The sequence below is a fragment of the Halomonas sp. AOP13-D3-9 genome (genome assembly GCF_052379125.1).
In the GTDB taxonomy this organism is placed as follows: Bacteria; Pseudomonadota; Gammaproteobacteria; order Pseudomonadales; family Halomonadaceae; genus Vreelandella.
The window spans coordinates 102,198-121,498 of record NZ_JBQSYH010000006.1 but is presented as its reverse complement, the minus strand read 5'-3'; the positions used below and the strand labels follow the sequence as shown (position 1 = coordinate 121,498).

Below are 19,301 nucleotides of genomic sequence, written 5' to 3'. Positions count from 1 at the left end.
GGGTTTCTTTCTGGGAGGAGACTGCCTTAAATGATGCCATCTCGTGTTTCAGCATTACTCAAGCGCTGGCAATTGGGGCGAAGGGCAGTGATAGCGTTTCCACTAGTGTGGTTAACACTATTTTTCTTGCTGCCCTTTGTACTGGTACTCAAAATCAGCCTCTCCGAGGCGGCGATTGCCATTCCGCCCTATGGGCCGCTGCTTGAGTACGCCGATCAGACGTTGCATGTCTTTCTTAATTTAGGCAATTACCTCTTTCTGCTCTCGGACTCGCTGTATATCGCCGCCTACTGGGGCTCGGTGAAGACGGCGTTTATCGCCACGCTGGTCTGTTTGCTGCTGGGTTACCCGATGGCCTATGCCATGGCGCGGGCACCGGCGCGCTGGCAACTGTTATTACTGCTGCTGGTGATGTTGCCGTCGTGGACGTCTTTTCTTATTCGTGTCTACGCCTGGATGGGGATTCTCAGTAACAGCGGCCTAATCAATAACTTCTTGATAGGGCTTGGCTTAATTGATTCGCCGCTGCGCATGATGAATACCCAGTTTGCGGTCACCATTGGCATTGTTTACGCCTACTTGCCGTTTATGGTGCTGCCGCTCTATGCCCACTTAACCCGTATGGACAACTCTCTGTTGGAGGCTGCGGCCGATTTGGGTTCGCGTAAACTTAACACCTTTATCAAAGTCACCTTGCCGCTCTCGATGGGGGGGATCGTCGCGGGTTCGATGCTGGTGTTTATCCCGGCGGTGGGGGAGTTCGTGATTCCTGAACTGCTTGGCGGCCCGGATACGTTAATGATTGGCAAAGTGCTATGGGAGGAGTTCTTCCTTAACCGTGACTGGCCGGTGGCGTCGGCGCTGGCAATGGTAATGCTGCTGTTGTTACTGGTACCGATTGTCTGGTTTCACCGCTATCAGTCTCGGGAGCTGGCATCATGAATAGAGTGCCGCGGATTAATTTCTCCACCACTATGCTGGTGCTTGGCCTGCTGTTTCTCTATCTGCCGATGTTTGTGCTGGTGGTGTATTCTTTTAATGCATCGAAGCTGGTCACGGTGTGGGCGGGGTTTTCCACTCAGTGGTACGGCGAGCTGTTTCGTGACCAGCAAATTTTATCGGCGGTATGGACGAGCCTGCGTATCGCCTTTTTTGCCGCCAGTATGGCGGTTTGTTTGGGTACCGTGGCCGCCTTTGTAATGACCCGCTATGGCCACTTTCGAGGCAAAACAGCCCTCTCTAGCATGGTGACGGCACCGCTGGTCATGCCCGAAGTCATCACGGGGCTTTCGCTGCTGCTGCTATTTGTGCAGATGGCGCAAATTACCGGTTGGCCTGCAGACAGGGGGATGGCGACCATCTGGATTGCGCACACCACCTTTTGCAGTGCCTACGTGGCGGTCGTGGTGGCCGCAAGGCTGCGGGAAGTGGATCATTCGATTGAAGAGGCCGCTATGGATTTAGGCTCGCCGCCACTTAAAACCTTCTTCTCCATTACGCTGCCGATTATTACTCCCGCGTTGGCGGCGGGCTGGCTACTGGCGTTTACGCTCTCCCTCGACGACCTGGTGATTGCCAGCTTTGTCTCGGGTCCTGGGGCGAATACGCTGCCCATGGTGGTGTTCTCGTCGGTGCGGATGGGAGTGTCACCGAAGATTAATGCGCTGGCCACGCTGATTATTTTGACCGTATCCCTGGCGACGTTATTGGCGTGGTTTTTTATGCGCCGCAACGAAACCAAGCGCAAGGCTGCCTTGCGAGACGTTTAATACAAGACGTCTAGAGAACGTCATCGTCGCGTCCGGCAACGACGCTGTCGAGTTCGCCGGTGACGGGTGAGACAACAATTTGCAACTGGATGGGCGCACAGCACTGGTGGCAATCTTCCCAGGTATCGTGACTGCCTTGGGACGTATCGATCAGGAAGGTCAGCGGCGAATCGCAGTAGGGGCAGTGAAAGTCATAATTGACCAGAGCGTCGTCTTGCATTGTTGGCTACCTTGTATAGCGGGTGCGCTGAATAAGCTTGTTATTCGTTCAGTGTAGCAGTGTGGTCGTTGGGTAGGGCATCGTGGGATTGAATCAGGTAGGATACCTAGGCTCTAAATTCCTAAAGCAACGCAGTGAGAGTAGCGATGATGTTACGTAACATGGCAGTAGCGGCCCTAGTGGCCTTTCCGATGGTCGCGTTGGCTGAAACCCCTAATGTGACCGCTGGTGAGTGGGAGTTTGTTAGCAAAACCAGCGTCAGTGGTGAAATGGAAATTCCGGATCAAACTGAAACTGAGCGCCAGTGTATTAGCCAGGAAGAACTTGATGATGCCGAATTCGGTTTCATTGAGGAAGAAGAAGGCTGTGAGTTGCTTGACCAGGACATGAACGCGGATGGCCTAAGCTACAGCATGGTGTGCCGCGCTGAGGGTGGCGAGGCGACTATCGATGGCGAAATGCGTTTTATGGGTGAGCGTATTGAAGGTAACGTCGATATCCTGACCCAGTCACCCATGGGCGAGCTAAGCATGAATACCGTGATCGAAGGCGAGTATCTTGGCGAGTGTGAGTAATCGCTAGCTCTCTTTTAAAGGGTGCCGATAGGCACCCTTATCCGCTGCGCTTGCTCTAACGATGAGACGCCAGCAGCCCTAGTTGTCATTGAGAAAGTTGCTACGCTTCGCTTGTAATGACACCCCAAATGCAACTCCAGATTACCGAGCTTCGACTCGTTCTCCCAGACAGATTTATGTTAGCTTATCCTGCAAAGGTAAGGCGCTTATCTGGCCTCTGGAGTGGTAATGCACGAATTACTCGATCCCACCAATGACTATGTCTTCAAACGCCTGTTTGCAGAAGCGCCTGATCTGCTAGTCGATTTGATCAATGACCTGCGCCCTGACTTACCCGATATTACTTCGGTAGAGATACTCAACCCAACGATTGAGCCTTCAGAACTGAACGGGAAATATATCATTCTTGACGTACTCGCTCGTGATAGTGAAGGACACTGCTATAATGTTGAGATACAGGTTCGTCGCTACGGTGCTTGGCACAAGCGTGGGCTGTTTTATTTAGCCCGTATGCTAGGAAGTCAGCTCGGTGCAGGCGAGGATTACCAAACACTTAACGCTACTGTGGGCTTACACTTACTCGACTTTGATTTGTTCACAGCGACGGACGCAGAACGTCAGCAGGCAACATGGCGGTTTGAAATGCGCGATGAGTACCAGCCGAATGTATCGCTGGGGAACATTCTGCAGATGAACTTAATCGAACTAAATAAGGCGGATCGTCTCGGGGTGCCGGAAGGCGCACTGCGCGCTTGGATCACCTTCTTTAAGCATTGGCAGGAGGAGCTTACCATGGCCAATATCGCCCACGAACCGGTTAAAAAAGCGATGAGCCGCATCCGCGAGCTGAGCGCCGACGAAGAGACACGCCGATTGGCGTTTGTACGGGAACGGGCGCTGCGTGATGAGGTTTCATTTATTAATGAAGCTAAACAGGAAGGGCGTCAGGAAGAAGCGCAGCGCATCTTGCGTAAGCAGCTAGGTCTTAAATTTGGCGATTTACCTGTTTGGGTGGAGCAGCGCTTAGACCAAGCGACAGCTGAGCAGTTGGATGATTGGTCTGCCGCTGTGTTGACTGCCAATGCCCTTGATGAGCTGTTCAAGCATTGATTTAAAAGTGGCTGATAGCTGGGTTATTGGCTGCCTCTGCACTCTTGTGTCATTGCAAGCCACCTGCGACAAGGCAATCTCAAGCCAGTGGCTGCATCTAAAACGAGATTGCCTCGCTTCGCAATGACATCAGTCAGATCGCGCGTTAGCTATTTCCTCCTCTAACTGGCGTTTCACCGCTCCTGGTGAACCGGTATGGCGTGCCAGCAAGTCGTAAGCGACGGGTACGACAAACAGCGTAAACAGCGTTGCCGAGCCTACCCCCGCCATAATCACGGTGCCGATGACCAGGCGCGACTCAGCCCCGGGGCCGGTCGAGACAATCAATGGAATGGCGCCGGCCATGGTCGTTACGGCGGTCATTAAGATTGGCCTTAAACGTGTCACAGAGGCTTCAATCAGCGCCGCTCGAAACGCTTTACCTTCATCGCGCAATTGGTTGGCAAACTCGACGATCAGAATGCCGTTTTTAGCTGCCAGGCCAATCAGCAGGACCAGGCCCACCTGGCTATAGATATTCAGTGATTGACCGCTAAGCAGTAGCGCAAGCAGGGCACCACTCATCGCTAGCGGCACTGTGAGCATGATCACAAAGGGATGAATCAGGCTCTCAAACTGCGCTGCTAGTACCAAAAAAACCACTAGCGCGCCAAGTATCAACAGGAAAGCGGTGGCGCCGCTGGCCTGTTGGAAATCCCGTGAAGCCCCTGCCACATTGGTTTGCGCTTCTTCCGGCAGTAGCTCCGCGGCGCTCTGCTCCAAGTAGGCCAAGGCTTCGCCGAGGGGATAGCCATCCGCCAAGTTAGCCTCAATAGTGATGGCGCGAATGCGGTCAAAGCGGTTCAAGGTGCTGGCACCCGCAAAGTCTGAGAGGGAAACCAAGCTTGCCAGGGGAATCAGTTCACCTGTGCGCGCAGAGCGGACCTGTATGTTATCTAGCGTCCTTGGGCTGTTTTGGCTGCCGCGGTCGCCTTCCAAGATCACATCGTACTCTTCACCGTCATCCACATAGCGCGTGACATTACGGCCACCTAATAGGACTTCCAGCGTTCTACCGATCTCGGTCACGGTAACGCCTAGCGACGCCGCCCGCTCGTAGTCAATATCGACCCTCAACTGCGGCTGGGTTTCGTTATAGTTGCTCTCCAGTGCCATTAAGCGCGGGTTGTTTTCGCGCACATGATTCATCAAGGTGTCGCGCCACTGGGCAATTTCATCGTAACTACCGCCGCCCAGGACAAACTGCACTGGCTTCTCTGTTCGTTGACCAAACCCTTGGCGCATCACCGGGAAAGCTTGCACACCTGGCAGTGAGCTAAGGCTTTGGCGTACCTCGGCCATAATCTCCCAGGCGCTGCGTCGGCTGCCCCACTCGGCCATATTGACGATAATAAAGCCGCTATTAAAATTCTCGATGTTGCCGTAGCCACGTGGGGCGCGAACGACTACACGCTCCAGCTCGCCGCTTTCTACTAACGGCGTCATTCGCGCTTCGATCTCATCCATATAGTCCATCATGTAGTCGAAGGTGGCGCCTTCAGGGCCATTGACTAGCACAATAAAATTGCCGCGGTCCTCCTGAGGGGTGTATTCGTTGGGCAGCTCCGTGGCCAGCCAGGCGGTGGCGGCAATCAGCAATGCAAACGCGGCCACCACCAGCCAGCGCATTGTGAGCATCCACTCTAACGCCGCCTGATAGCGGCGCTGGGTGCCGCTGAGCAGCCACTGCACCGCTTTGCCAATACGGCTGTCGTGCATACCTGGCTTAAGAATTTTAGACGCCATCATCGGCGTCAGCGTCAGCGCCAGCAGGGTAGAGACCACCACCGCGGCGGCCATGGTCAGCGCGAACTCGGAAAATAGCCGACCAATATCGCCTTGCAACATACTGAGTGGCACGAAAACCGCCACTAACACCAGGGTGGTCGCAATCACGGCAAAGGCGATTTGGCGAGTGCCGCGGAAGGCGGCGACGAGCGGCGTTTCGCCGTAGTCGTGCATACGCCGGTTAATGTTTTCAAGTACCACGATGGCGTCATCGACAATCAGGCCGATTGCCAGCACCAGCGCTAGCAGTGTCAGCAGGTTGATCGAAAAATTCATTGCCGCCAAAGCGGTAAAGGCGCCGATGACGGCAATCGGTACGGTCACCGCGGGGACCAGGGTGGTGCGCAAATTACCTAAAAACATAAAGATCACCACCACGACCAGCCCCATGGCGATAAACAGCGTCATGACCACCTGCTCAATGGCGCCTGAGACAAATAGCGAGGCGTCGTAATTCAGGCTCAATGACATGCCTTCTGGCAGCGTGCCCTGCAGGCGTTCAAGCTCCCCCTGCACCGCTTCGGAAAGCTCTATCACATTGGCCGTGGACTGCATGATCATCCCCAGCCCAACCATGGGGATGCCGTTGGAGCGGAACACTGAACGATCCTCTACCGCGCCCACTTCTACCCTGGCCACATCAGCAAGGCGCACCAAATAGCCGTTTTCCTCCTGATTGAGGGAGGCGCTGCGGGGCGAATTGAGAGCAAGGCGCTGAAAATCTTCGGCGCTGGCAAAGCTGCGGGGTAGGCGCACAATAAACTGACGATCTTCAGATTCAATCGAGCCAGCAGGTAGTTCAACGTTCTCGGCTCGTAGCGCATCTTCAATATCGCTGACGGTGAGCTCGCGTGCGGCTAAAGCGTTGCGGTCTAGCCACACGCGCATAGCGTAGTCGCTGCCGCCGCCGACACGCACCCTTGCCACTCCTGGCTGAACGGAAAGGCTGTCGACCAGAAAGCGGTTAGCATAGTCGGTCAGCTCGGTGATCGAGTAGTCTTCACCGGAAAGGCTGAGCCACACGACGATCTCTTCGCTACTATCGGCTTTGGTGACCTCGGGGTTGTCAGCGTCGTCGGGCAGGTTGCGCAGCGCGCCGGAAATGCGGTCGCGAATATCGTTGGCGGCGGCATTAATATCCATATCAATGCTAAATTCGATCTCAATCTGAGAGCGGCCATCCTCGCTTTCCGAGGTGATCAGCTCAATGCCTTCAACACCCGCAATACGGTCTTCTAACACCTGGGTAATGCGTGTTTCGACGACGCTGGCCGAGGCGCCGGGATAGCGGGTATCGATGGTGACCACGGGCGGGTCGATGGTGGGGTACTCTTGCAGCGGCAGGCGATTGAGCGCTAGAAGACCAAAGGCAATAATCAGCGCTGCGATCACCATCGCCAGGACGGGGCGCTGAACCGAGATATCCGATAAGCGCATCAGCGGTCGGCCTCCAGCAGCGCGCGTATACCCGTCTCGTCATCGGCAATCCCGATTAACCTCGCCTCTTGCCCATCGCGGGCAAGCTGTAGACCATGAAAGACAATTAAATCACCCTGGGCTAACCCTTCGAGAATTTCCACCTCGCCATTGCGCCGCTCGCCAATCCTGACTTCACGTTGGGCTAGGCGCGTGATGCCATCTTGCTGTTCTATCAGCATAACGAAATGCCGATCACCGCTAGGTTCGATGGCCGCTTCGGGGATCACAATGGTGTCGCGGACGCGCTGCTGAACGATCACTTCCATCAGCATACCAGGACGCAAGCGCCCATCAGCATTATCGAGCTCCGCACGAACGCTTACGCTGCGTGTTAGCGGGTCTACACGCGTGCCGATGGTGGCAATTTCGCCGCTAAAGAGGTCTTCAGGGTAGGCTGCAGTGGTGGCATTGAGCATCAAACCTGGCGAGAGGCGGCCCAGAAATACCTCGGGTACGCTGAAATCGAGCTGCATAACATCCAGTTTATCGAGCGTCACCAAGTCCATGCCTGGAGTGACCAGAGCGCCGATACTGATAGTGCGAAAACCAACGCGGCCGCTGAAAGGCGCCTCTATCCGATAATTGGATAGCTCCGCTTCAATTGCTTGTATATCGGCGTCTGCCTGGCGCAGCCGTGACCGACTATCTTCTACATCGGCGCGAGCCGCAAGGTTGCGCTCTTGCAGCTGCGCAGCACGATTTGATGCATTGAGGCGCTCTTCGCGAAGTGCCTGGGAGGCCCTGAGTTGTGCTTGCTCTTCCGCGTCTTCTAAGCGAATAAGTAGCCGCCCCTCTTCGACCTGCTGCCCATCACTGAAATTGATCTCGGCAACAATATCCGTGACGGTGGCGGATAGTGTGACACTCTCATCAGCGCTAAGGGTGCCTAAGGCTTCCAGTGGATCCGACCAAGTGGTCATGACCGCTCGTGTGCCGATGACTGACGGCGCCGTTTGGGCAAACGCCACGATGGATAGCAGCAGGGTGAAAGGTACCAGCGCGAGTCGCAACAGCCGTCCTTGAAAGGGCAAAAGCATAGTATTCTCAGCGTTAGATATTATTTATACAGTTATTGTATAGAGGAATTCGATCATATAATAATTTTTAAGCCTGATCCTGTTAGAATGCCTGCTTTTTACAGCGAGAGTCGCCCCCACTATGAGCTGTCCACTATGATCTATGACGTAGTCATCATCGGCGCTGGCGCCGCGGGCTTAATGTGCGCGGCGCAAGCGGGTTATACCGGCAAGCGGGTGTTAGTGCTTGATCATGCTAACAAAGCGGGCAAGAAGATTTTGATGTCTGGGGGTGGCCGCTGCAACTTTACCAATCTTGGCACCACGCCACAGCACTTTTACTCGTCAAACCCTCACTTTTGTATTTCGGCGCTCAAACGCTACCGGCCTGAGCACTTTGTCGAGCTGGTCGAGCGCCATGGCGTTGAACATGTGGAGAAAACCCCTGGGCAGCTATTCTGTGCAACCTCGGCCAAAGATATTCTCCGCACGCTACTGACCGAGTGCGAATGGGCAGGGGCTGATATAAAACTCAGCACACAGATTACTCGCGTGGAGCAGCAGGGCGGTGCCATGCGGCTAACCACCTCGATAGGTAACATCGATGCGGGGGTGGTGGTCGTGGCGAGCGGCGGGCTTTCCATTCCGAGCATGGGGGCGACGGGATTGGGTTACGATATAGCCCGTCAATTTGGCTTGGAAGTATTCGATACCCGCCCAGGGTTGGTGCCGTTCACACTGAGTGATACTTGGAAGGCACGCGCAGCAGAGCTTTCAGGCGTCAGTGTGCCCGTGGCCGTTAGTGCGGGTAGCCGCCGCTTTGTAGAGCCCATGCTATTTACCCATCGTGGCTTGTCTGGCCCTGCAATGCTGCAAATATCCAGTGTTTGGCAGCCCGGGGAGGCGATTAGCATTGATCTGCTGCCCGGTGAAAACGTGGCGGAATCGCTGCGCCAAGCGCGCCAAGAGACTCCCAAACGTCAGCTCTCTACCTGGCTTAGCGAACGCTTCCCGAGACGCTTGGCGCAAGCGCTGCTGGAGTGGTACCCCGACAGTGACCCAGCGCGACCACTGGCCCAGTACGCCAACGCAGCGCTGGATGAGTGGGCAGGAAGGCTCAACGCCTGGCAACTGAAGCCAGCGGGCACCGAAGGTTGGCGCACCGCAGAGGTGACCATGGGCGGGGTCAATACCGAGGCGCTATCATCCAAGACCTTTGAAGTGAAAGGCCTGCCGCAATTGCGCTTTATCGGAGAGGTATTGGATGTAACGGGAGAGCTCGGCGGGTATAACTTTCAATGGGCGTGGGCAAGTGGCGTAGCCTGCGGGCAAGCCTGCTAGGCAACGCCCCTAGCCCAAGCAATAGCATCCGAATTAACTAGCCACCTTGGCTAACAATTTAAGCTTTTTGAATAGCATGTAGCCCGCAAGCGCTTTTCGACCTGCCGCCATAGCGCCACCTGGGTGGCGTGCTAGCTTATAAGCAGCAAAGCCGCCGACGGCGTAGAGTGGCAGTTTGAAGCTTTGCCAGCTTTGGTCTAGCGGCGAGGCTGCCTGCTGCAAATAATCGCTATCTACCAAAATATCCACACGTTGTTGTTCCAGCTCCGCCAATAGCAGGGCTTTGCGCTCAGCGCGGCTCAATGGTTTAGTGCCAGGTTTAACGGTGTCTGCGGATGGTTTCATCACTTGGCTCCTCAAGCAGTGCTCGATCAGCGGCAAGCTGTTTGAGTGTTTCTTTTAAAAGCGAGTGTTGCTTGGACTGGCGAATCGCAATAATTGCAAGTAGCAAACTGGCACCTATCAACACAGCTGCACTGATCGCAATAGCGGTCAGACGATAGGTATCCCAGAATAGAACCACGACTAGAGCCGTTAGCGTGGCAATACCCAGCAATAGCAATAGTAAACTTGCCCCTGCGAGAAGCAGTAGAACCAGTAAACGAGCACGCTCCTCTTCCAACTCAAACACCGCCAAACGCAGGCGGGTTTCGCTATTAGCAATCAGCGATTTCAGTAAGCGTTTGGCGGCAGAGAAGACGCGTTGGGTTGGTCCCAAAGCCATTAGCGACGACCGAGCAGCATACCCACAACCATACCTGCTGCGGCACCAATACCAATGCTCGTCCAAGGATTCTCATGCACATAGCGGTCGCATGCATCGGCTTGATGGGTCAGCGAATCGCGGGTTTCGTCATAGATACGCTCGCCGCGAGCTTCAAGACGCGCGCGGGTGTCTTTTAAGCGGCGCTCAGCGCGAGTGCGCAGGTCGTTCATCTCTCCGCTGGCATCTTTGGCAGTCGCATTGACCAGCTCTTCAACGGTTTCACTCAAGTGGCGCAGATCATCTTTGAGTTGATCGGCTTGAGTAGAGTAAGTGGGTTGACGTTTAGCCATGGAGTCTTCCTTTGACAAATGAATGATTGGGCTTTTGGCTTCTACACAAGCAAGCATAGCAGCCACGCACTAACAGACAAGCAAATGCACCTATCGGTTCAGCCCTGTGGCACTAAATAAGGGATTTAAACTAAACCCAAGGCTTAAGCGGTGCACGCGATGATCATAATCGATCATGCTTTCACCATATCCGTAGTAGTACTGTACATGCGCCCGCAATCTGTTGAAAGCTGGCCAGCTGTAATCAATCTGGGTGCCTATATTGCCAGCACTAGGGTTGCCGCGTAACTGACCGCTCACTTCATGGTTGTTGTTAAGGCGTTTGGCAAGGCGAATATCGCCGTATCCCATATAACGTTCGATATCCGGGTTATCATCATCCTCATCGGACTCTGGTAGGCGCCAATGGGGCGCCAGGGTGAACGCCCAGTCGCCGCGTTGAAAGGTGCTTTCAAGGTAAACACGGTTCCAACTGCGCGAGAAAGGATCCGAGCGACCGTTTGATTGGTGATTAAAGGATACTCGATTGCGGGTGTTTACCCAGCCAAGCGCCTCCCAGGCATTGTCAAAGTCGATAAATATTTCAGGCTCGTAGTTGGTTTCGCGAAAGGGTGATGAGGCGTCGGTATTATAAGCCTGCCACCAGCTGCGCTGGGTGTAGCCAAAGTAGACATCACCGTAGTTGCCAAACACCTGCTCGGCGAGATTAACCTTGGCGCTGAACTGGAATTTTAACTCCACGCTATCTGCGGGAGTGCCGTTAGCCACGGTGCGAAAGCTTTCACTGTTTTTGTTAGCATTGTAACTAACCGGGAACAGGTAGTTGGTGCGGTGGGTGGTGATTGAAAACGGGTTCCGGCTTGACTCCTGCTCGAGTTCACGACGTTCGCTCAAGTCTTCCCGTGCCGCTTCTTCAGGCAACTGTTCAAACGGTAGGTCAAGCGCAGCGTCTTCGGGGCTCTCTATCTGCTGTAGCTGTTGATGCAAATCATACAGCTCAGCGTTGAGCGCACGGATGCGCGCCTCAATCTCTTGTTGAGATTCGGCGAGGGCATTGGCACTAAAGGTAGCAAGACTGAGCAGAACAATGAGTTTCGTCAACAGCAGTTTTCGGGTGACCATCAAGGTGACTCGCAAAATGAGTGAATAGGCAAATGCCATGCTTGTTTCTATCACGCCGCCTGCAGAAGTCAACAGCTCTGATTGCGCTGGCTATCAGAACGCCTGACAATAACCCTACTATCCGTGTCTGCGGAGCTTTCGATGTCAACGAGGCATAAGTAACGTGGTGAGATGCGCCTGTAGGTGGAGTATACCCTGTTTGTTCCTGCTGCTGTTTATTAGCAGTGCCGCTTTTAATCCAGCCCACGCTGCGCTCCAGGCCAGCCTACTTGAACGGGTGCCTGAGCAGGAAGAACTGGCCTCAAGGCTAGCGCAGTTGGAAGCGCTTGAGGGAGCGTTGACTGCTCAGCAGGTAAGCGACAAGGAGACCCTAGAAGCGGCGCTGGATGCCTATGAGCGGCTGACATCTATCGATGAGCGTCTAGCGGCATTAGACGCCCGGGTAGAACAAGCCCCTGAACTGCTAGCACGCCTGCAGCGTGAATTGAGCGAAACGGAAGAAGCTTCACAGCAGCTAACCGTTGCAGACTTGAGCGACCGTCCCCTCGATGAGCTGGAAACGCTGCAAACCAACGCCGTGGTTGAGCTCCAACAGTTGCAAAGCCAGTTGGCGGAAGTGAACTCCCAATTGCTGTCCGCACAAACACTGCCTGAGCGTGCCCAGCAATCCATCGCGGAAACCCTTCAGCGTGCGGAGAGTTTACGCCGACAGCACGATGAGCGCGAGGCTCTGCTGGCGGATCGTCAACTCTCTGCGCTGAGCGATGCACGGCTTATCCAACTGCGCCTGGAACGGGCGCTTGCCGAGCGCGAAATAAGCTTTTATCAGCGTGAGCTAAGCGCTAATAGCCGTCTGCGTGAGTTAGCTCAAGAGCGCCGCGATGTGCTGATGGCGCAGGTCGATTATCGAGAGCAGCAATTATCGATGTTGCAAGGGGTGATTGACCAGCAGCGTCGGTTGGCCTCGGAGCAAGCCATTGCCGATGCCGCCAGGGATAACCCATTAATCGCCGCCGGGCATCCGGTGGTGGCGCAGGCGCAGCAAACCAACCAGACACTCAGTCTGGAGCTATTGCGGGCGACGGATCGCGCTAACAGTGTTGTACGCGAAAATATTGAAGCCCAGCGGCAGTTGGAGAACGTGCGTCAACTGCAGCGCAGCCTTAATGAGCAAATTGAGGCTATCCGCGGCAGCCAGCTGCTGTCGCGGATTCTGCGCGAACAGCGCAAGTCGCTGCCTCCTTTGCCAGCCCCACGGGATTTGCAGGACGAAATTGCCGACTTGCGGTTAAAGCAGTTTGATTTAGTCCGTCAGCGTGACCAGCTACGCCAAAGCGATCAGTATGCCATCACGCGTTTAGCCGAGGCGGGTATAGAGGCAACGCCAGGGCTTGTGGATTCACTTTCGCAGCTGTATCAATCGCGGCGTGAGCTGGTTGAGCAGTTGGAGCAGTCTTACGGCAGTTTATTAAGTGCGGCGATTGAGCTGCAGCTCAACCAGCAGCAGCTAGTAACAACGACCAGCGAACTGCGTAAAACCATCGATGAACAGCTGTTTTGGGTCGCCAATAGTCGCCCGCTGGATCTGAGCTGGGCGCGCCAGTTACCTCGTAACCTTAAGCTCGAGTGGCAGGAAGGAGAGTGGCGCACCATTTTACCCACCCACTGGCAAGGATTCTCATGGGAAGTGCTCAGAGGGGCGCCGCTGGTGGTGTTAAGCCTGGTATTGATTGGCTTACGGGGTCGAATTAAGGCGCGTTTGGCCAAGCTGCATTCGCAGATTGGCCGATTAAAAAGCGATACCCAGCTGCATACCCCCAAAGCGGTGTTGCTGAATGCGCTGCTGGCGATTCCCGGCCCGCTGGCATTAGCCGGTGTTGGCGTTGGGCTGCTTGGGGCGGCGGGGTCGTTAGCTAATAGCGTTGCCCCGGCGCTGCTTCAGTTAGCGCTTAGCTGGGCAGCCGTCGCCTGGTTGCGCAGGCTGCTGGTGGCCGATGGCGTGGCCGAACGCCACTTTACCTGGTCACCGCAGTACAACGCCCGCTTACGCCAACTGTTAGGTGGGTTGGGCATTGCCTTGATACCGGTGATTGCCATTGCGGCGATGTCTGGGGAGATGGAAACGCCGCTGGCCCTGCGTCCTGTCGCCTTGGGGCTGTTGTCGTTTGGCTTGATGGCGATGAGCTGGTGGTTGGCGCAGTTGATATTGGCACATATCCCCATTTTTGGCTTGCGCCTGTTTCGCTTGCTGCTGGGGCTGGCGATGGCGTCGGTGCCTCTGATGCTGCTGGGGTTGGTCGTCTGGGGCTATGAATACACTGCGCTACGCTTGGTAGGGCGGTTCGCGATTACCCTTTACTTGCTGGGTCTATGGGTTGTGGTGGAAGCCACCTTGGTAAGAAGTCTTGCGGTGGCCGCACGACGGCTCGCCTATCGCCGCGCATTGGCCCGCCGTCGCGCTCAGGTACAAGAGGGTGCGGAGGGTGGGCTCGAAGTAGTAGAAGAGCCCCCCCTTGATATGGAGCAGATCAACAGCCAGTCGCTGCGGCTTTCTAAACTGATTGTGCTGATTGGCTTTAGCGCGCTGCTCTATTTGGTGTGGGCCGACCTGATTTCAGTGCTTGGCTACTTGGACAACGTATCGTTATGGGAGTCCCAGGATGGGGAGTTGGTCGATAATGCGCTGTCGATCTCCGACATCTTTGCGGCTCTGCTGATTGTCGCGATTACGTTTATTATGGCGGGCAATTTACCCGGGCTGCTGGAAGTGATGGTGCTATCGCGGCTGTCATTGAAACAGGGTAGCGCCTATGCGATTAGCTCGCTGCTCTCCTACACCATTGTGGGCACGGGAATCGTCATGGGGCTTTCGACCCTGGGCGTCTCCTGGGACAAGCTGCAGTGGCTGGTGGCTGCTCTGAGTGTGGGCTTGGGGTTTGGACTGCAGGAGATTTTTGCCAACTTTATATCGGGCTTGATCATTCTGTTTGAGCGCCCGATTCGGATTGGCGACACCATCACCCTGGGTAACTTGCACGGTACCGTCAGCCGTATCCGCATTCGTGCGACCACTGTCACCGACTTTGACCGCAAAGAGATTATTATCCCCAATAAAACCTTTGTGACCGACCAACTGATCAACTGGTCGTTGTCGGATAATATTACCCGTGTCGTGCTGACCTACGGCGTGGCCCACGGCTCCGATATGGTCAAGGTGCACCAATTGTTGCGTAAGGTGGCGGATGAAAACCCCCGTGTGCTAACCGACCCAGAACCTCAGGTGTTCTGTTTAAGCTATGGGCAGCACAGCCTAAACTTCGAGCTGCGTATTTTCGTCAACGACCTGCTTGACCGGCTGTTTGCCGCCGATGAAATCAACTGCCGGATAGATGCGCTGTTTCGTGAAGCGGGCGTACGCGTGGCGTTTGAACAGATGGATGTGTGGCTACACCCTGATCAGGGGGAGGCGGTCAAAGTGCAGTCCGCTAATCAGTTAACGCCACCTGCTTCGACGTAATGGTTTTTGTTAAACCCGTGGCTTAAATTCTTTTGACGGCGTGAAGGAGAAACTCGCGGTTGCCGTCGCTGCCGGTGATTGGACTTTCCTGCCAGTGGCGAATGGTCAGCTCACAAGCGTCGCAGGCGCTGCGGATGTTGGCTTCCACGTCGGCGAAACGCTTAGCGTCGCGCACCACGCCGCGTTTGTCTAGCGCGCCGGGTGTTAGCTCAAACTGTGGTTTGACCAGGGAAATCAGTTGGCCGCCCGATGGCAGCAGGGCGCCAATTTCGGGCAGAATCAGCGTTTGCGATATAAACGAGACATCCATGATGGCGATATCGATGGGCTGAGTGGAAAGTAAGCTGTTGAGGGCTTCGTTGCCACTCATCGAACGCGCATTTAACCCTTCCAGGCAGGTAACGCGTGGGTCGCCGCGCAGCTCAGGTGCAAGCTGTCCATGGCCAACTTCTACGCCAATCACGTGGCGGGCGCCAAAGCGCAGCGCGCAGTCGGTGAAGCCGCCGGTTGATTGGCCAATATCGAGCACTGTGCAGCCCTCAAACCGCAACTCAAGCGCAGTGAGTACCGCCTCTAACTTCAATCCTGCCCGGGATACATAGCGCTCTTCGGGATCATCTTCTACTTCAAAATGGGTCTCTTCGGGCCATTTCTCGGAGGCTTTGGTTAACGGCTTGCCGTTCTCGGCAAGACGTATCCGCCCGTGACGAATAAGTCTTTGGGCGCGGGTACGGGAGTTGGCCAGCCCCTGGCTGACCAACAGTTGATCGAGTCGCATCATAATGATTGGAGGTGTCGTTTAGAGGGCAGTTCATCCTACATCAGGTGGGGCATTGGGTCCCTGATCCGCCTGAAGTTCTGTAGGCGGTAAACGCGAAGCGCCCCAGCTACGGTGCAAGTAGTGTTTAACATTTTCCACTTCTTCGCTGGTGACATCGGCAATGTTGACGCGCTCAAGAGGATCGTAGTGATAAATATACAGTCGCGATGCAAAGCGCTCGAAAGGTAGTGAAGCCTCGCCAAAGCGTTCACCATTGCCCGATGTGCTGACAATGACGTCATTGCCCCAATCCTGCCCACTGTCATTGTTAGGGTTGTAGAAATATACCCGCATAACATCAGAAGGGTCGAGGGATGCCCGCAAAATGGTAATCGCGTGCCAACCGATAAAACGCGCTGCGCTGTCGGTGACCGCAATGCCCGCTGGTTGGGGATGAATCAGCGGCTGATTGCCATTGTAGTAGGGGTGATAGTAGGCGAAAAAGTGGCGTATGAAGTCATCCACATCGCTTAGCTGGCCGGTGGCCACATCGACGTTGATGCGAAAGCCACGGCCCGACCACCAGCCGTGAAATTCAGGGTTCACCCAGCGGTGGGGGTCTCCTTCCCGGCCAATGCAGCGCCGTCCCATTTCGGCATAAATGCGATCCAGATGCGGCACGACAATCAGCGAAACCGGATCGAGATCAATGGGTAATTGCGTCGCTACGCCGGATAGACTCGCCATGGATGAGATGGCTTGCCCCTCGAAATGCATAATGATTTCGTCGTCGCGGGCTGCCCAAGCCACCATCTGCAGCAGGTAGTCTGGGTCGTTGTACGCCCACATAGAGAGCGCTCGCGCCGATTGGCAGGTGGGGTTGTTGCCCTGACCAACGCCCAGCGGCAGCCCCAACATGCAGAGCACGCCTTCAATCAAGCGTGCACGGGGGGAAGTCGTATCGCCATAGGCCATAGTGAGTCGTGACTGCGCCCACTCTGATAACGGCAGATTGAGTTGACGCCACATGGCGGGTGCCACCGGCGGCTGATAGAGAATGCCACGCTCAAGCATCAACGCCAGGCCATACACTGCTTGCGCAGTGGCAGGGTAAACGCCGCTCCGAATAAGCGCTTGAACCAGCTCGCGATAGCAGAGTAGGCAGTCGCGGCCGGTAGATGAAAGCCCCAGCGCCTCGGAGAGTAAGTGGTCACCCTCTTCAAGTAGATGACGTAACAGCACGGCGTGATACGGCGATACCAGGCCGGTGTCGTGCATCGCCCGGGCGAAGCCGGTGGATTCAGCCTGTAGGGCCGCCTGATCCATATGCTCTAACCGGTCACGATAAATATCCACACCGGGGTCTTCGCGACAAGCCTGGGTGGGGCCGTAAAGCGAGCTGACCAAACGGTCGGCGCCCTGGCCGCTTGCGCCAAGATCAATCGCCGGGTTGGCCTGGCACAGCGCAATTTGGGTGATCATCTGTTTGATCGAATCAACCTGAATCGGGCGTTGTTTTAAAATGCGCCAAATCTCATCAATCAGTTGATCAACAATATGTTCGTAGCCAATGCGATCGGCGAGATGTTGGAAGAGGTGGCGAGGAATGGTCGCCAGTCGCCCTTGGGTTTCCCGCTCCGCTTCGCTAGGCGGTAAAAACAGCAGCCATAAATTAATCGCCATTACCTGAGTAAGGTAGTGGTGCGCATGCTCGGCGGACACCAGCGGATGCTCAAAATTGCCTTTAGCGACAGCCAGGAGACGAAGCTCGCTTAATGCCTCAATGACGACCACATTGGCATCTGCGCTTTTCAACGCGAAGGTTGTGAGGGTCGGCACCAAGTATTGAGGTGTTTCCCAATCGGAGCCCAAAAACACACCAGCGTCCTCAAACGCTTGGGCGCGGGACTCCAGTGCTTCACAGCCGCCATCCTGAAGCAGTACGCGTCGCGCGGTATCCATCACCCGCGGCAGCTTGGCGGGCTTTGAGAAGGCGGGCGCCTGCGTAAGCAGACGCACGGCGTCATCAAAGTTGCTCAACAGTCCATTGAGCTTGCTATCTTCTTGAGAAGACGTTACTTGATCTGTCTCCACGGTGACTCCTTATCCCAGCATCAGCGGGGATTATACATAGAAGTCGAGATCTTCTTGGCGTTTTAGCAGATCGCGAATTGTATGCGCATCCTCGCCTTTAAAGTAGACCAGACCCCAATGGGTACCAAAGGCAGTGCGTTTAGTAACGGTTTCTTCTACAGGTGAGGTTAGCTCATGAGACTCAAAATAGGGATGATCTTCGGTCTCTTCGGGAATTTCCAAGCGGCTGACCACACGACGGCGGGGGTAAACGCCAAAACATCCAGCAAAGCCATCGGCATCGACCACTTCTTTCGGGAAGAACTGGGCCACTTCTTCTTTCGTGGTTTTCGGGTCGAATACCAGCATTGAAGCTTGGTAAGCATTGAACCCGTAAACACGCTCCAGCAGTTCAAATACTTTGAAGCCGGGCGGACGGTAAGCCACTTCGCCAAAGTACATCTCACCATCGCTGGTGACAAAGTATTCCGGATGGATCAAACCAAACTCAATGTCGAACGCTTTAATCAGCTTCTCGATTTGCTGAGTGATCTGTTCGCGGTAAATCTCGAGTTCAGGTGACGCGGGCACAAACACTGAGTAACCCAGCGTGACGTACTCGGAGATGTTCAAGAAGGCGATTTTGCCATCGTGAATCCACGCTTCAACGGCAAATTCCCAGCCATCCAGGTGCGACTCCATCAGCACCGGGAACTCTTCCTCTGGAATGGTATCAACTTCATCAGGGGTGCGGATAACGCGGTGACCAAGGCAACCCGCTTTATCAAACGCTTTAAGATGAATCGGATCGTTGGGGTCGCCGTCCAGCTTGAGCAGTGTCTGGTTAACCCGCTTCAGAAAGCGTACCACATCCTCTTTATCGTGGGCTTCTTCAAAAATACCCACACGTATGCCACCTAGCTGAGCACGACGCTTCATCAACGCCTTGTCGCGTAGCAGTAACGACTGGCCGTAAAGGCGTGGGTTATCCAGCAGTACAGAGTTGATAGCCCCGGCCCACTCAACGGTTTCCTCGTAGAGCGGAATGGCGACATCAACGCCTTTCTCTTTGAGTGTCTCGGCAATTTCCATCGAGCGGTCATTGAGTCGCTCGAAATTCCAAGGCACGTAGGGGATGTCGTGTTTTTGGCAATACTCTTCCGCCCAATCAGGTGCAACGACAATGTAGCGACGGTCAAAATTCTCGGCCGCTTCAATCGCATTGAGACTCCAGCCTAGCAGGGCAATATAGCCCTTATTGGGATCTTTCTGCATGTTGATGACTCCTACTTGGTGAATAAACATTATTGCCAAACCACGCTAACTACCATACACGAGGGGGGCATGCGCGGCTAATGAGCACATTGTCCGCCGTATTAACGCTAAGCTTGCTAAGGGTTTAGCCTAAAGGCGCAGCGGCAGGAATATGGTAAGCT

16 protein-coding genes are annotated in these 19,301 nt (G+C 55.0%); 6 read left to right on the top strand and 10 right to left on the bottom strand.

Going from position 1 to position 19,301, the window contains the following annotated elements; translation table 11 throughout:
• The first annotated feature begins 30 nt into the window (after nucleotides 1-30).
• Both ACT3UM_RS08465 and ACT3UM_RS08460 read left to right on the top strand, forming a co-directional pair.
• The gene (locus ACT3UM_RS08465) at nucleotides 31-942 is read left to right on the top strand and encodes an ABC transporter permease subunit (RefSeq protein WP_498897851.1); all 912 of its coding nucleotides are present in this window, start codon (nucleotides 31-33) and stop codon (nucleotides 940-942) included.
• Entirely contained in the window at nucleotides 939-1,769 is an 831-nt protein-coding gene (locus ACT3UM_RS08460; protein WP_498897849.1) for an ABC transporter permease subunit, read from the top strand. The genes ACT3UM_RS08465 and ACT3UM_RS08460 overlap by 4 nt, the downstream gene beginning before the upstream one ends.
• Nucleotides 1,770-1,779: 10 nt before the next feature.
• On the opposite strand, the gene ACT3UM_RS08455 is transcribed toward ACT3UM_RS08460, so the two are convergent.
• Complete coding sequence (locus tag ACT3UM_RS08455) at nucleotides 1,780-1,989, bottom strand: zinc ribbon domain-containing protein (RefSeq protein WP_035583993.1); 210 nt, start codon at nucleotides 1,987-1,989, stop codon at nucleotides 1,780-1,782.
• 146 nt (nucleotides 1,990-2,135) lie between these two features.
• Here ACT3UM_RS08455 and ACT3UM_RS08450 point away from each other — a divergent pair, with 146 nt between their 5' ends.
• Nucleotides 2,136-2,564: a DUF3617 domain-containing protein gene (locus ACT3UM_RS08450; RefSeq protein WP_498897847.1), complete on the top strand. Its 429-nt coding sequence runs from the start codon at nucleotides 2,136-2,138 to the stop codon at nucleotides 2,562-2,564.
• 228 nt (nucleotides 2,565-2,792) lie between these two features.
• A complete protein-coding gene (locus tag ACT3UM_RS08445; protein ID WP_498897845.1) occupies nucleotides 2,793-3,674 on the top strand; it encodes an Rpn family recombination-promoting nuclease/putative transposase in 882 nt (293 codons plus the stop codon).
• A 129-nt stretch (nucleotides 3,675-3,803) separates the two neighbouring features.
• Here the strand turns inward: ACT3UM_RS08445 and ACT3UM_RS08440 are convergent, their stop codons facing one another.
• Together ACT3UM_RS08440 and ACT3UM_RS08435 are read right to left on the bottom strand one after the other, a co-directional pair.
• Nucleotides 3,804-6,938, bottom strand: coding sequence for an efflux RND transporter permease subunit (locus tag ACT3UM_RS08440; RefSeq protein WP_498897843.1), 3,135 nt, complete (start codon nucleotides 6,936-6,938; stop codon nucleotides 3,804-3,806).
• Nucleotides 6,938-8,017: an efflux RND transporter periplasmic adaptor subunit gene (locus ACT3UM_RS08435; RefSeq protein ID WP_498897841.1), complete on the bottom strand. Its 1,080-nt coding sequence runs from the start codon at nucleotides 8,015-8,017 to the stop codon at nucleotides 6,938-6,940. Before ACT3UM_RS08435 ends, ACT3UM_RS08440 begins: the two co-directional genes overlap by 1 nt.
• 135 nt (nucleotides 8,018-8,152) lie before the next feature.
• On the opposite strand from ACT3UM_RS08435, the gene ACT3UM_RS08430 reads away from it, so the two are divergent.
• On the top strand, nucleotides 8,153-9,337 hold the full coding sequence (locus ACT3UM_RS08430) for a BaiN/RdsA family NAD(P)/FAD-dependent oxidoreductase (protein ID WP_498897839.1): 1,185 nt from the start codon (nucleotides 8,153-8,155) through the stop codon (nucleotides 9,335-9,337).
• 33 nt (nucleotides 9,338-9,370) lie between these two features.
• On the opposite strand, the gene ACT3UM_RS08425 is transcribed toward ACT3UM_RS08430, so the two are convergent.
• From ACT3UM_RS08425 to ACT3UM_RS08410, 4 genes are all read right to left on the bottom strand, one after another.
• The gene (locus ACT3UM_RS08425; protein ID WP_498897837.1) at nucleotides 9,371-9,682 is read right to left on the bottom strand and encodes a YqjK family protein; all 312 of its coding nucleotides are present in this window, start codon (nucleotides 9,680-9,682) and stop codon (nucleotides 9,371-9,373) included.
• Nucleotides 9,657-10,061: a phage holin family protein gene (locus tag ACT3UM_RS08420; RefSeq protein ID WP_498897835.1), complete on the bottom strand. Its 405-nt coding sequence runs from the start codon at nucleotides 10,059-10,061 to the stop codon at nucleotides 9,657-9,659. The genes ACT3UM_RS08425 and ACT3UM_RS08420 overlap by 26 nt, the downstream gene beginning before the upstream one ends.
• Entirely contained in the window at nucleotides 10,061-10,393 is a 333-nt protein-coding gene (locus ACT3UM_RS08415) for an ElaB/YgaM/YqjD family protein (protein ID WP_035563274.1), read from the bottom strand. The genes ACT3UM_RS08420 and ACT3UM_RS08415 overlap by 1 nt, the downstream gene beginning before the upstream one ends.
• 90 nt (nucleotides 10,394-10,483) lie before the next feature.
• On the bottom strand, nucleotides 10,484-11,515 hold the full coding sequence (locus tag ACT3UM_RS08410) for a phospholipase A (protein WP_498898026.1): 1,032 nt from the start codon (nucleotides 11,513-11,515) through the stop codon (nucleotides 10,484-10,486).
• A 199-nt stretch (nucleotides 11,516-11,714) separates the two neighbouring features.
• On the opposite strand from ACT3UM_RS08410, the gene mscK reads away from it, so the two are divergent.
• Complete coding sequence (gene mscK, locus ACT3UM_RS08405; RefSeq protein ID WP_498897833.1) at nucleotides 11,715-15,032, top strand: mechanosensitive channel MscK; 3,318 nt, start codon at nucleotides 11,715-11,717, stop codon at nucleotides 15,030-15,032.
• Nucleotides 15,033-15,054: 22 nt separating this feature from the next.
• Here mscK and ACT3UM_RS08400 read toward each other — a convergent pair whose 3' ends face one another.
• From ACT3UM_RS08400 to ACT3UM_RS08390, 3 genes are read right to left on the bottom strand one after another with little or no spacing between them, the layout of a single operon-like run.
• Nucleotides 15,055-15,813: a TlyA family RNA methyltransferase gene (locus tag ACT3UM_RS08400; RefSeq protein ID WP_498897831.1), complete on the bottom strand. Its 759-nt coding sequence runs from the start codon at nucleotides 15,811-15,813 to the stop codon at nucleotides 15,055-15,057.
• A gap of 30 nt (nucleotides 15,814-15,843) precedes the next feature.
• The gene (locus ACT3UM_RS08395; protein WP_498897829.1) at nucleotides 15,844-17,886 is read right to left on the bottom strand and encodes a hypothetical protein; all 2,043 of its coding nucleotides are present in this window, start codon (nucleotides 17,884-17,886) and stop codon (nucleotides 15,844-15,846) included.
• Nucleotides 17,887-17,916: 30 nt separating this feature from the next.
• Nucleotides 17,917-19,140 carry an ATP-grasp domain-containing protein gene (locus tag ACT3UM_RS08390; RefSeq protein ID WP_498897827.1) on the bottom strand — a complete coding sequence of 408 codons (1,224 nt, stop codon included), beginning with the start codon at nucleotides 19,138-19,140 and terminating at the stop codon, nucleotides 17,917-17,919.
• Nucleotides 19,141-19,301 lie beyond the last annotated feature (161 nt).